The sequence below is a fragment of the Wolbachia endosymbiont of Spodoptera picta genome (assembly GCF_018141665.1).
In the GTDB taxonomy this organism is placed as follows: Bacteria; Pseudomonadota; Alphaproteobacteria; order Rickettsiales; family Anaplasmataceae; genus Wolbachia.
In genome coordinates, this window is sequence record NZ_CP067976.1 from 643,972 (window position 1) to 656,611 (window position 12,640).

The following is a 12,640-nucleotide window of genomic DNA, read 5'->3' on the forward strand; positions in this document are numbered from 1 at the left end:
CTAAAGTTTTTCATGTTCATACACTTGCGTGTTCATAGCGTTTATTCTCTGCTTGAGAGTTCGGTTAAAATTGAGGAGCTGATTGGTCTTTGTTTGCAGAACAAAATGCCGGCAGTTGCAGTTACTGACTCAGGTAACTTATTTGGCTCACTTGAATTTGCAGAATATGCAGCTAATAGGGGAATACAGCTAATAATAGGATGTAATATTATCGTTCGACACTTAGAACAAAATTTATCAATACTGCTACTTGCAAAAAATGAACAAGGGTACACTAATTTAGTCACTTTGGTGAGTGAGTCTTTTAAAAAGCGTAAAAATAGCAGCGATATTCCCTACGTTGATTTTGATGAGCTATTAAATTTAAGTTCAGGCCTAATCGCCTTAACTGGTGGATATGACGGCATATTGGCTCAACTGTTATTGAAGCAAGATAAAGAAACGATAAAAAGACTGCTCTCAGCATTTGATGGTCATTTATATGTTGAATTGCAGCGTCATGGGCTGAATAAAGAGCTAGAGCTTGAAGAAGCTTTAATAGATTTTGCTTATCAGCGCAATATACCACTAGTTGCAACGAATGATGTGTTTTTTTCAAATAGATCTGATTATGAAGCTTATGATATATTAACGTGCATATCGGAGGGCAGTTATGCTCTCGAGAATAACAGAAAGAAGCTAACCACTGAACATTATTTCAAATCTGTGGCGGAAATGGAGGAGCTATTTAGCGATATCCCCGAAGCAATTTATAACACTTTAGTGATAGCTAAGCGGTGCTCTTACATGCCAAGAAGCAGGCAGCCTATCTTGCCTAAATTTCCTTGTCGAGAAAATAAAACTGAGAATGAAGAACTGAGGGAGCAGGCAGTTTCAGGGTTGAAGCTGCGTATTGCAAGTGAAACGGACATAGACCTTAAACAATACTACGATCGGCTGAATTACGAACTAAGCGTAATAACTTCGATGAACTACGCTGGCTACTTTTTGATAGTTTCTGATTTCATTCGTTGGAGCAAAGCAAATGGCATTCCAGTTGGACCGGGAAGAGGTTCTGGTGCTGGGTCGATTGTTGCTTGGAGCTTACAAATTACAGATCTTGATCCAATAAAATTTGGTCTGATCTTTGAAAGATTTTTGAATCCTGATCGTGTATCGATGCCTGACTTTGATATCGATTTCTGCCAAGAGAAAAGGGACCTGGTTATTGATTATGTTCAGAAAAAGTACGGTTATGTTGCTCAAATAATCACTTTTGGAAAATTGCAAGCAAGGGCAGTATTGCGTGATGTTGGTAGAGTATTGCAAATGCCTTACTCTCAAGTGGATAAAATATCTAAAATGGTTCCATTTAATCCAGTAAATCCTGTAACTTTATCGCAAGCGATAGAGCTTGATCAAAACCTACAGAAAGAACGAGATAGTGATGAGGTAATTGCAAAGCTTCTTGATATATCACTAAAGCTCGAAGGAATATATCGTCACGTTTCAACTCATGCTGCTGGAATTGTAATATGCGATCAAAAATTAGAAAATTTTGTTCCCGTCTATTATGATCCAAATTCGGCTCTGCCAATCACTCAATACAGCATGAAATATGTAGAGAAAGCTGGGTTAATAAAATTTGATTTTCTTGGACTTGGTACGCTAACACTAATAGATCATGTATGTCGTTTAATTAATCGTGATGAAAAAAAATTTGATATTTCCTCGGTTTCTTTGATTGATCAAAGAACCTATGAAATGCTCTCAAGAGGTGATTCAATCGGAGTGTTTCAGCTTGAAAGTTCGGGAATGAGAGAAGCTTTAATCAAACTAAAGCCAGACTGCATTGAAGATATCATCGCTTTAATTTCTCTTTATCGCCCAGGGCCTATGGATAACATTCCAACTTATGTTGCAAGAAAGCATGGACTTGAAAAGCCAGATTACATTCATCCATTGCTTGAGGAGGTGTTAAAAGAAACATTCGGAGTAATAATCTACCAAGAACAGGTAATGGAAATAGCGCGTATTCTCTCTGGATATAGCTTAGCAGAGGCGGATTTACTCAGACGTGCCATGGGTAAGAAAATTAAGGAAGAGATGGATAAACAACGTGAACTTTTTGTTCAAGGAGCAACAAAAAACGGTGTTGATTACGACAGGGCAAGTTATATTTTTGATCTTGTTGCAAAATTTGCTGGTTATGGATTTAATAAATCCCACGCTGCAGCATATGCGATTATATCTTACCAAACAGCTTACCTTAAGGCTAACTACCCGCTAGAATTTTTTACGGCCTTGATGAATCTCAACATTGATGATAGAGACAAACTGAATTTGTTTTATCATGCTGCAAAATTCAGTGGAGTTGCTGTTCTTTCGCCTGATATCAGCAAATCTAAGGCTGAATTTTCAATAGAGGGTGAGCACATACGCTACGGAATTGCTGCTTTGCGTAATGTTGGTTTTGCTATAGCAGAAGGAATAGTAAATGCACGCTCAAGTTCTTATAAGGACATATGGGAATTCATTCAAAATTTGGGGAATGTAATAAATAAAAGGGCATTAGAAAGTTTAATTAAATCTGGAACATTCGATAGTGTGCACAAAAATAGAAAGCAGTTATACGAGTCAATAGACACATTGATTTACTTTGCAAATAAAAATAGGCAGTCAAATCAAGCTGCTTTATTTGGTAATCTTGATATTCTGAAGCCAAAACTTGAGAACGTGGAAGATTTTAATGAAGAGGAAAAATTAGAGCATGAGTTATTTTCATTGGGATTTTACTTAACTAATCATCCACTTGAAAAGTTTAGAACTCTCTTGAAAAAATTAAATATTGGGTTTATCGGAGAGAGTAAAACGATAAAAACTGCTGGTGTAATATTAAATGTGCGTATGAGAACCTCAGAACGTGGAAGATTTGTTATCCTAACACTTTCTGATCCCCACAATGTTTCTGAAATAGCATTCTACAATAATGAAATAATAGAAGAAAAAAGGAATCTATTTTCACCTGGAGCATTTGTGATAATTGATCTTGAAATTTCAGAAAACACAACGAGACTATCAGGAAAGGACATATCTGAATTTACAGAAAAGGTTACTTCTCTAATGAAAGGATTAGTTTTAACTGCTGTATGTGCAGACTCGCAAAAAGTTGCTGAGGAGTTGAATGCAGTGTTGAAAAATGGAGGCAAAACCAAAATAATGCTAAAGTTTCTTCTCGAAAAACATAAAGTCAGCATCTTGTTGCCAGGTACATATTCAATCACCCCCCAAGCTATTTATGAAATATCTCACTTAAGTTGGATTGAAGGCGTAGAAATTAATACAAATAACTTGCTTATATAAAAAAGTTTTATATAATAAAGTGTTTAATTGATATTAAAGGAAGATATAGTGAATCTCTATGAATTTACTTTTATAGCACAACCGAACTTATTGCAGCAAGAAGTAGAAGAAATGGTCCAAGAATTGGCTATTTTGTTGAAAAATATTAAAGCAGATGTTATTTCTCAGGAGGTTAAAGGTCTCATAGAAAGAGAACATAGCACAGTTACAAAACAAGAGCTAGAGGCAAGTACTGAAAGCATTAAAAAAAGTCTGATTGTTTACTCTGATTTTTTGGAAACTCTGACAAAAATTTTATGGGTTGAATTGGAAGAAGATTTTTCAAATTTAAAAGAAATAAAGTCAAGAATCGATAAAGAATTGAAAAATGAACTAAGTGATACGGGAATAAAACAAAATTTTATGGACCTTCCAGGAGCTAACACTAAAAGTGCATTTATTTATAATGTAGTAAATGCTTTTAAGGAAAATATTTCACAACATCTAATAAAGCCCCTTCAAGAGGTTTTAAAAAGTTTTAAAATAGTAGACTCAAATCAATTGAATAAAACGCTGGAAGTGCTTTTGAAAAATATTGAAGCTTCAGGATTGATAAAATATGAATATTGGGGTCTATTAGATTTTGCATACCCAATAAATAAGATGAAAAGTGGTCATTACTGTATGATGTGTATAAGTTTTACTTCAAGCATTATGGATGAATTTGAGCGTAGAGTAAAACTGAATGAGAATATTATTCGCCACTTGTCTGTACGGGTTAATGAGTTTTTTAAAGGTAAATCTTACATGATGGATAAACAAATTGAGGAGAAAAGTGCATAATGATGAAAAGACGAAATAGTTTTAATAATTCTTACGTGTCTGTAAATAACAGAACTGGCTTTAGGCGTCCTAAGGTCTGTCCTCTTGCTGCATCTAAAGATGAGGACATAGACTATAAGAATATAGATTTATTGTCCAAATTCACCTCTGACTATGGTAGAATATTACCTAGAAGGTTAACAGGTGTGTGCGCAAGAAAACAAAGAAAGTTGCGCTTAGCAATTATAAGAGCACGCTTTTTAGCTCTTGCTCCTTACTGTACTAAAAAAGTTAGGTAATTTATGTTAATAATTTTAAAGGAAAATATAACAACTTTAGGTAAGATTGGTGAAGTTGTCAAAGTTAAGCCAGGTTATGCACGTAATTTTCTTTTTCCACAAAAAAAGGCGATGAAAGCCACTAAGGAAAATTTAATAAAGTTAGAGGAACAGCGTTTATTATTGGAAGAAGAAAATACCAAAAAATTAAATGTAGCAAAAGTGCTTGCATCATCACTGCATGATAAATTTATTATATTAATAAAGCAAGCTTCAGAGGATGGAAAGATTTTTGGCTCTGTAACCACACGTGAAATTGCAAAAACTTTATTACAAGAAGGATATGATATAAGTCATCATAGTTTATCTTTTGGTGGAATAAGTATCAAAAATTTGGGCGAGTATCAAGTGAATATAGAATTACATAGTAAAGTGATAGTGCCAATTACTATATACGTTGTCAGATCTGAGAAAGATGCACATGAATTAAGGCAAGCAAAGTTGCAAAATCAGAAATCTGAGCAACAAGAGGCAGAGCAAGATGCGAGTAAAGAAACTACTGATGGTGATGATAGCTGATCAAAGATGATCCCTTGTTATAGTCGTAAAGAAATGTCTTCCATTGCTAAGCTGGTATCATTCCAGTGCTCCTTTCATGTCATTCCAGTGCGTGACACTGGGATCCAGTTTATTTCATCATGGACATTATTTTATGCTTCTAGAATCCGTTGTCCATTGAATAATTTGCAAATACTTTTATATCTGGATTCCAGTGTCATGCACTGGAATGACACCATTATTGGAATAAATCAAAAATGATCCCACGCTATAGCAGCAAAGAAATCTCTTCTATTTGGGAAGAAAAAAATAAGTTCAACATATGGCTCAAAATAGAAAAATTAGCATGTGAAGCTCAAGCAAAATTAAAAGTTATTCCAAATGATGTTGCTGAAAAGCTCTCTGGTGCTATTGAATTTGATATTGAGCGTATTAACGAAATTGAATCCATTGTAAAACATGATGTTATAGCTTTTTTGACATATATTTCTGAAAAAGCGGGAGTTGATGTTCGTTATCTCCATTACGGAATGACAAGTTCTGATGTTTTAGATACATGCCTTGCAGTGCAGTTGAAAGAGTCATGTGATATTTTACTCAAGAATCTAAAAAATTTACTTATAGTATTGAAAAAAAAAGCTGAGGACTATAAAGATATTGTTTGTGTTGGGCGCAGTCATGGAATGCATGCAGAACCAATAACTCTTGGATTAAAATTTGCTAGATTTTATGCTGAATTTAAACGCAATTATCAGAGATTAATTAGCGCGCAAAAAGAGATCTCAATTTGTAAAATATCAGGTGCAGTAGGTAATTTTGCAAATATTAATCCATTTGTTGAAGAGTATGTAGCGAAAGAAATGGGACTCATACCTGAAACCATATCGTCTCAAGTCATCCCTCGTGATAGACATGCCATGTTCTTTTCAATTTTGGGAGTAATTGCAAGCTCAATAGAAAATATTGCAATTGAGATTCGTCATTTGCAAAAAACTGAAGTCGGCGAAATCTCTGAATATTTTTCCACTGGGCAGAAGGGAAGTTCTGCTATGCCGCATAAGTGTAATCCTATTTTAAGTGAGAATTTGACTGGGCTCTCACGCTTAGTACGCAGCTATGTTTTTCCTGCATTAGAAAATGTTGCATTATGGCACGAACGAGATATATCGCACTCGTCTGTGGAAAGGTGCATTGCCCCTGATGCTTGTATAACAATGGATTTTGCTTTAGTGCGATTAACAGATTTGATAGATAAATTGGCGATCGATAAGGAAAACATTGAAAAGAACTTAAACTCTTCAAAGGGTTTAATTTTCTCACAACGTGTATTGCTTGAGTTGGTAAGTAGTGGTTTAACTAGGGAAGAGGCATATAAAATTGTTCAGAATAATGCAATGAAAGTAAAGCAAGATAACAGTGATTTTCTGTTCGAATTGAAACAAGATAAATCCTTGCACGGAATTATTGACTCTGAAAAACTTGAGTCTTTGTTTGATTTGAAGTATTATATGAAACATATAGATTACATATATAGCAAGGTTTTTAATTAGGCTGAGTAGCTCAGTGGTAGAGCAGGAGGATCATAATCTCTTGGTCGGGGGTTCAAATCCCTCCTCAGCCACTCAAGCTAAGCTATGGTTTGGCGATAGCAGCGCACTTGACAAAATAACGTGATTCATTGTCAATTAACTGAAGTTTTTTTTCAGTTGTTCATATAGTATATGGAATAATGTATGTGAAGTGATAAAGATACAACATTTGTTGTATCTATTCAGGGGAATGGCTAATGGTATCCGTTCAAGAAAGTGGTAAGGTAGATGAGAAAAGACAACTAAATGAATTTCATCCGAGTAGCTGACACTGGCATCTATATAAAGACAATCTAATGCACTCATTTAAAGTGAAGTTTTCTGGATCCCAGTGTCTAGACACTGGGATGACAAGAAAAGAGTTGACTTGAATGACACCGAATAGGCACTGGGACAGAGGCTACTTGAATAATATTTCACCATGTCATTCCAGCACTTGATGCTGGAATCCAGAAGTTTTTGAGCACAAAAGTCATGCTAAGTTTTTGTTGTTAAGAAAGGCTGGATAGCTACTTGCATGACACCATTTGTTACTGTATTTTTGTCTATCTTATTTTGCTACCCTACCGAACGAATACACAAAATCTAACTTTTTTCTATACAACCAGCCAGATCAAGAAAGGTGAATCTATCTCTTGTTGCAAATGTAAGATTGACTACCTTGCAGTATTGCTCTTTGTTCCAATTAAGATGCTCCGGTAAGTACGGAATTGATAGATCTTCAAATACTTTCTGCAGGTGTTTTGCAGATAGTAAATTTTGCTTAATTAAACTAGAAATATTACTCCATTCTTTGCAAATAATCTCTTGAATTTTTTGCCGCATCATTTGCTTCTGCTTTAGAATTTTTATAAATTCGGTATTACCAAAGCACTGAGTTATATGTTTTACATCTAAAGTGATCGGTTTGGTAATCGGGTTTTGTATTGACAATATCTCCTCTTGCAAGTTAGCCATGGTAATCGTTGTCACAGCAATTTTTTCCCCATGTAACGAGGAGGAATAATCCTGTGTTACCATCTCAATTGCATGAGCTATCATATGTTCTCCTTGACTTGCAGAGTAGCTGCCTTTTGACATCACCATTCCGAGTCCTGAAATCAATAAGGCTTCCATAAGTAATAAAACTACTCTTTTATCTTTTTTAGCAAGTGCCAAGTGTTCTCTGAGCAAAATTTCCTCCAGATTGCGAACAAGTTTAAAGGGTAATTCATTATATTCTGTGCCAAGTAATAGATGAGATAATAGCCAATCGGCTTGTACTGTTGAACGGCAGATGAAATCTGCAAATCCACTTAATGTGAGGCGTGGTGGTGCGTTGGCAATTATATCGGTATCAATGTATATTGCCTTTGGAAGATGTGCTCCGAACGATTTTTTATATCCATCAACTAACTAATATTGAAGCGTTTGCAGAGCTATATCCATTCATGGAAGCAGCTGTTGGAAAGGATATGTAGTCTTTGCCTTCTAAATAGCTTGCGTACTTACAGATATCATTAACAGTGCCACTGCCAAATGCAACCATTAAGTCACTATCTTTTGCTTTATTTCTAACTAGGTTTACAGCTTGGAGAGAAGCAGCACTGTTCAGTCCATTTGGTGTCATCCAAGTAGCGTGACACTGCGATCCATCATAGTCACGCGCTGGAATGACAGGTGTGGCTGGAATAATTAAATGAGAAACTTTATTAAGTATGTTTTTGTTTAAAAGTTTTGCTGTATTTTCATCTGCAATCAGAAAAATGTCATTTCCGTATTGTCTACATATTTCATAGATATTATCAGCAAGTACTTTTACTTCCCTAATAAGAACTTGTTCTGTGTGCTGTAATATTTGTTTTAAATATCGCATAGAATGTTTACAATACGGTAATGTTAGTATTTCAAGATTGATATGAAGATTGACCCTATAGAACTAACTAAGAAATTAATTTCTTTTAGAAGTATAACACCAAAAGACGATGGGGCAATAGAGCATATAGCAGCCATTCTCAAGAAAAGTGGTTTTGAATGTGAGATTTTAGAGTTTGGTGATAAAGTTAAAAATCTTTATGCGAAATATATAAATGGAGTACCAAACTTGTGTTTTGCTGGACATGTTGATGTTGTACCACCAGGTGAGTTAAAAGATTGGATATCTGATCCATTTAAGCCAGAAGTTAGAGATGGAATGCTATATGGAAGAGGAGCATCTGATATGAAAGGCGGAGTAGCTGCATTTATTGCTGCTATCGTAGATTCAGTTGCAGGTAAGTTTCGATTCAGCGGTTCAATCAGTGCATTGATTACCAGCGCTGAAGAAAGCACGGAAGAACATGGAACAAAGGCCGTTTTGGAATGGATGAAAAGCAAGCAAAAAAAGATAGATTTTTGTGTAGTTGGCGAACCAACTAGTAGTGAGAAATTAGGTGATACCATAAAAATAGGTAGAAGAGGTTCTGCAACATTTAAATTGATTTGCCATGGTAAACAAGGGCACGTTGCCTACCCAGATCTAGCAGATAATCCAATATATAAAATGGTATCGATACTAAGTAAGATAAAAGATACCACTTTTGATACTGGTAATAAATACTTTCAGCCTTCACATTGCGAAATTACTACTATCGACGTTGGAAATAATACTAATAATCTAATACCTAGTTCAATAGCAGCAGGTTTTAATGTTCGATATAACAATACACAAACACCAGACGTTTTATATAAGATGATTGATGCAATATGCACCAATGTGACTAACGATTATAAACTGTCTATGCAGAGCAGCAGAAACGTTTTTCTCTCTATTCCTGATAGAAATACTGATATTATGCTTGATGCGATAAATAAAATTACCGGCATTGATGCTGTGCTGAGTACAAATGGTGGCACATCTGATGCTGCGTTTATTAAGGATATTTGTCCAGTAATTGAATTTGGTATGATCAACAAAACCGCACATCAGGTAAATGAATGCGTATCAATAGACGATATACATAAATTAACAGCTATATATAAGGAGTTTATAAAAAATTATTTTTACCCCACTAATAAAATATTAAACCAGATCAATGTAATTGGTAATACGCCTGATGGTCCATTATTAGCTTGAGGTGCAGTTGCATAGAGAAGAAAACTTACTAGACACATTTTACCAGCCCCTTATTATAATATTAAGGGTATTTTTGACTCAAAACTTGTCTTTGATCTGTGTGAGCTCAATAACAAAAATTCAGTAGAAAGCTTATTGGCGAAAATTATCTGTTCAGCAGAGTGACAAAATAAGATAGACAAAAAAGCTATAAGAACAAATAGTGTCATGCAACACTGGCTTTTGTACACAAAACGTTGTAAAGCGCTTTTGTCAACCTGGATCCCAGCTCGGATAACAAGAAAAGAAGCACTGGTTTCACATAGATCTGAATAGATATAATTTCTTAAACATTTATAGCTCACATAAAACCCGGTCTGACTGTCATAAAGGCTACTCATTGCAGCAGACAACTTTCGCACTACTTCAAATTCTAATTTTCAACTTAAAGAGGTACATAATGTCAAATAACTTCAATTTCAAAGAGTTTTTTCACCATCACGAAGCAAATAGCACTTTAGATGATATACAAAGGTACTGCATACTGTGGCAATCAGTGATATCACAGGCAATGATTGATGCAGCAAGTAACTGTAAAAAAACAGAAAGCTTGGTAGAGAAACGTAAAGCAATTTCCTGGCTATCAGACTTCAGTCAAGATTTTGTTGAAACATGTATACTGGCTGATTGCGATCGGTTATACGTAAAAAACAAAATACAGCCAATTCTAAAAAAGATAAAGCCCTTTTAATGAGGTTTACCCCTCTCACCAAGAAAAATATCATTTAATCTTTTTTCTATAGCTTCATCTATATCTTGGATTAATAGCTGCTTTATCATATTCACTTTCCGTTCTGCCTCTTGAAGATTATTGTTACCGTAACTGTTCTTATTACTATAACCATAACTACTGCCATTTGGTTTATTACCCATTTTTCTTCTTGTGCTGAGTATCTGAACTATCTTCTCCTTGAAAAAAGACTTCCAGCCTGTGCCAGAAAATAATTTGTAGAGAAAATGCGGAGTAAGAAACGCTACTAATATTCTAATAGAAACTCCATAACCCAAATCATCTCTATTTTCATAATACCATTTTAAATATTGATATAAATGGTAAAATGCATTTTTGAAAGAGCTAAATTCTACAGCATACCAAAAGCCACTGGTGAGAAACATGAGCATAATGTTCGATGTATAAAGATACAAAGTGAAAAAAAATAGCTTGACAACTATATCTTTCAAACTGCCCAATATGTAATTAAATAACCTTAATTTATAAAAAAGTGATATCATTTCACGCACACTTCAATAAAGCTGGGGTGGAAGGATTCGAACCTTCGCGTGGCGGTATCAAAAACCGCTGCCTTACCACTTGGCTACACCCCAATATTGTTTATATCAATAACATTATTAACCCAATTAGTAAAAGATTTATTCGCTTTTCCTATGGGTATTATCAAAACGGCTGGTTGACCATAAGAATGCATTGCCTCGATTTTTTCTACAATCTTATCAGCCTGATCATTCCTACTTTTCATAATTGCCACTACTTCACAATTACTATTAATTTTACCTTCCCATAAATACAGAGAATTTACTTCAGGAAATATATTTACACACACAATTAACTTCTCGTTTAACAATTCTTCAGAAATAGCCTGAGCCTCTTTCAAGTTTGAAAAAGTTATATAGACTAAAACTAAATTGCTCATTAATCGCTACATAAATGCATTTTTACTATACTCTACTTAGATTTATTCATCAAGAGAAAATAGGAGAGACCTCTTCAGTACTTGACACACAGAAATTGAAGATGTAATTTAGTAGCTCTCCCCTTGTCATCCCAGTAGTTCTCCTCTTGTCATCCCAGTGCGTGACACTGGGATCCAGCCTTTTTTACCAACAAAAACTTAGCATAAACTTTCGTGCTCAAAAAATTTCTGGATTCCAGTGGGCTTTGTTGCATAGGTCAAATAAAAAGAACTGGCAGTTACTGACAAAATTCACTATAAGACAAGCATTTAACCTACTAAAGAAAAATATGCCACAAAAAATGAGAGTCAGTAACTGCCATGAATATAACAAATTTCTCCAAGAGAGGGGAAATATTTTTTATTACGTCAATGATGCCATAGAAAATTGGTACGAAAAAGGTCCAAAAATGGCTGGTGGCAACTATATTTATAGCGATAAGGTCGTGATTCTGGTTCACATAATAACTTATTTATTTAGAATAGGTCTGAGACAAACAGCGGGATTTATAGCAGGGTACCTTGAGCAAGTAAGGAAAAACTTGCAAGTTATTAGCTATTCCCAGGCCTCAAGAAGGCTTAAAAAACTTAACATCAAAATTAATGATCGAAGACATGATAAAAATAATACAGAAGATATTGAGATTGCCATAGATAGTACTGATCTACAATAATATTCCAGGTCATAGCAAGGCAAATGGTACAGATAGAAAGTATCGCTGCTATGAGCAAACAAGAAAACTGCATGTAATGCTAGAGATAGGTAGCAAAAAAGTTATAGCAGCAAAATACAGTGGCGGAGTTTATTCTGACCACTATGGAGCATGTGATCTTATTGCAAGGATTGATGTTAAATATAATATAAGCACACTATATGCAGACAGGGCATATAATCGAAAGAAGTTATACAAACTGTGCGATGAGCTTGACATAAAGACAAGGATTCCTCCGCAAAATAATGCAATAGAGCATCCAAAGTTGGATTATATGGATGAGAGAAATTCTACAATCAAGCTCATAAAGTCATATGATGAAGATGGTATGAAGAGGTGGAAAAAAGAGATAAATTATGGGAAGAGATCTTATATAGAAAGTTTTTTCTCGCGACTGAAGCAAACATTTGGGTTTAGTTTTAGAAACAAATCTGAGGTTAATCGTGAGAGAGAACTGCTACTCAAGTGTTATTTGCTTAACAAATTTACTGATATAGGCATGGCTAAATTTGAGATAGCTTCATGAATTTATTCC

At 34.9% G+C, this 12,640-nt stretch carries 9 protein-coding genes, 2 tRNA genes and 2 pseudogenes; 9 read left to right on the forward strand and 4 right to left on the reverse strand.

Annotated elements, in window-relative coordinates:
* Positions 1–12 precede the first annotated feature (12 nt).
* The 6 genes from dnaE (at position 13) to JKF54_RS02750 (ending at position 6,600) form a co-directional block, all read left to right on the forward strand.
* Positions 13–3,342, forward strand: coding sequence for a DNA polymerase III subunit alpha (dnaE, locus tag JKF54_RS02725; protein ID WP_211908632.1), 3,330 nt, complete (start codon positions 13–15; stop codon positions 3,340–3,342).
* Between the two features lie 48 nt (positions 3,343–3,390).
* Positions 3,391–4,164 carry a 30S ribosomal protein S6 gene (rpsF, locus tag JKF54_RS02730; protein ID WP_211908633.1) on the forward strand — a complete coding sequence of 258 codons (774 nt, stop codon included), beginning with the start codon at positions 3,391–3,393 and terminating at the stop codon, positions 4,162–4,164.
* A complete protein-coding gene (gene rpsR / locus JKF54_RS02735; RefSeq protein WP_015587948.1) occupies positions 4,164–4,442 on the forward strand; it encodes a 30S ribosomal protein S18 in 279 nt (92 codons plus the stop codon). Before rpsF ends, rpsR begins: the two co-directional genes overlap by 1 nt.
* A 3-nt stretch (positions 4,443–4,445) precedes the next feature.
* Positions 4,446–5,000, forward strand: coding sequence for a 50S ribosomal protein L9 (gene rplI, locus JKF54_RS02740; protein WP_211908635.1), 555 nt, complete (start codon positions 4,446–4,448; stop codon positions 4,998–5,000).
* Between the two features lie 236 nt (positions 5,001–5,236).
* Positions 5,237–6,529, forward strand: coding sequence for an adenylosuccinate lyase (purB, locus tag JKF54_RS02745; RefSeq protein ID WP_211908637.1), 1,293 nt, complete (start codon positions 5,237–5,239; stop codon positions 6,527–6,529).
* Positions 6,529–6,600 (forward strand) — tRNA-Met (locus JKF54_RS02750). Before purB ends, JKF54_RS02750 begins: the two co-directional genes overlap by 1 nt.
* A 553-nt stretch (positions 6,601–7,153) precedes the next feature.
* Here the strand turns inward: JKF54_RS02750 and JKF54_RS06760 are convergent.
* A pseudogene (locus tag JKF54_RS06760) lies at positions 7,154–8,423 on the reverse strand (iron-containing alcohol dehydrogenase).
* A gap of 42 nt (positions 8,424–8,465) precedes the next feature.
* Here JKF54_RS06760 and dapE point away from each other — a divergent pair.
* Entirely contained in the window at positions 8,466–9,662 is a 1,197-nt protein-coding gene (gene dapE / locus JKF54_RS02765; protein ID WP_211908639.1) for a succinyl-diaminopimelate desuccinylase, read from the forward strand.
* 439 nt (positions 9,663–10,101) lie between these two features.
* Positions 10,102–10,392: a hypothetical protein gene (locus JKF54_RS02770; RefSeq protein WP_211908641.1), complete on the forward strand. Its 291-nt coding sequence runs from the start codon at positions 10,102–10,104 to the stop codon at positions 10,390–10,392.
* Here the strand turns inward: JKF54_RS02770 and JKF54_RS02775 are convergent.
* From JKF54_RS02775 to cutA, 3 genes are all read right to left on the reverse strand, one after another.
* Positions 10,389–10,817 (reverse strand): hypothetical protein, encoded by a 429-nt coding sequence (locus tag JKF54_RS02775; protein WP_246433248.1) that lies wholly within the window; start codon positions 10,815–10,817, stop codon positions 10,389–10,391. The genes JKF54_RS02770 and JKF54_RS02775 overlap by 4 nt on opposite strands.
* A gap of 138 nt (positions 10,818–10,955) precedes the next feature.
* Positions 10,956–11,027 (reverse strand) — tRNA-Gln (locus tag JKF54_RS02780).
* Positions 11,018–11,353, reverse strand: coding sequence for a divalent-cation tolerance protein CutA (gene cutA, locus JKF54_RS02785; protein ID WP_211908645.1), 336 nt, complete (start codon positions 11,351–11,353; stop codon positions 11,018–11,020). Before cutA ends, JKF54_RS02780 begins: the two co-directional genes overlap by 10 nt.
* 329 nt (positions 11,354–11,682) lie before the next feature.
* On the opposite strand from cutA, the pseudogene JKF54_RS06870 reads away from it, so the two are divergent.
* Positions 11,683–12,631: pseudogene (locus tag JKF54_RS06870) on the forward strand (IS5 family transposase).
* Positions 12,632–12,640: the final 9 nt, after the last annotated feature.

Excerpts from the sequence above, each read along its gene's own strand:
- dnaE (WP_211908632.1), top strand. The coding sequence starts at position 13 with ATGTTCATACACTTGCGTGTTCATAGCGTTTATTCTCTGCTTGAGAGT.
- rpsR (WP_015587948.1), top strand. The coding sequence starts at position 4,164 with ATGATGAAAAGACGAAATAGTTTTAATAATTCTTACGTGTCTGTAAAT.
- rplI (WP_211908635.1), top strand. The coding sequence starts at position 4,446 with ATGTTAATAATTTTAAAGGAAAATATAACAACTTTAGGTAAGATTGGT.
- purB (WP_211908637.1), top strand. The coding sequence starts at position 5,237 with ATGATCCCACGCTATAGCAGCAAAGAAATCTCTTCTATTTGGGAAGAA.
- dapE (WP_211908639.1), top strand. The coding sequence starts at position 8,466 with ATGAAGATTGACCCTATAGAACTAACTAAGAAATTAATTTCTTTTAGA.
- JKF54_RS02770 (WP_211908641.1), top strand. The coding sequence starts at position 10,102 with ATGTCAAATAACTTCAATTTCAAAGAGTTTTTTCACCATCACGAAGCA.
- JKF54_RS02775 (WP_246433248.1), bottom strand. The coding sequence starts at position 10,817 with ATGTTTCTCACCAGTGGCTTTTGGTATGCTGTAGAATTTAGCTCTTTC.
- cutA (WP_211908645.1), bottom strand. The coding sequence starts at position 11,353 with ATGAGCAATTTAGTTTTAGTCTATATAACTTTTTCAAACTTGAAAGAG.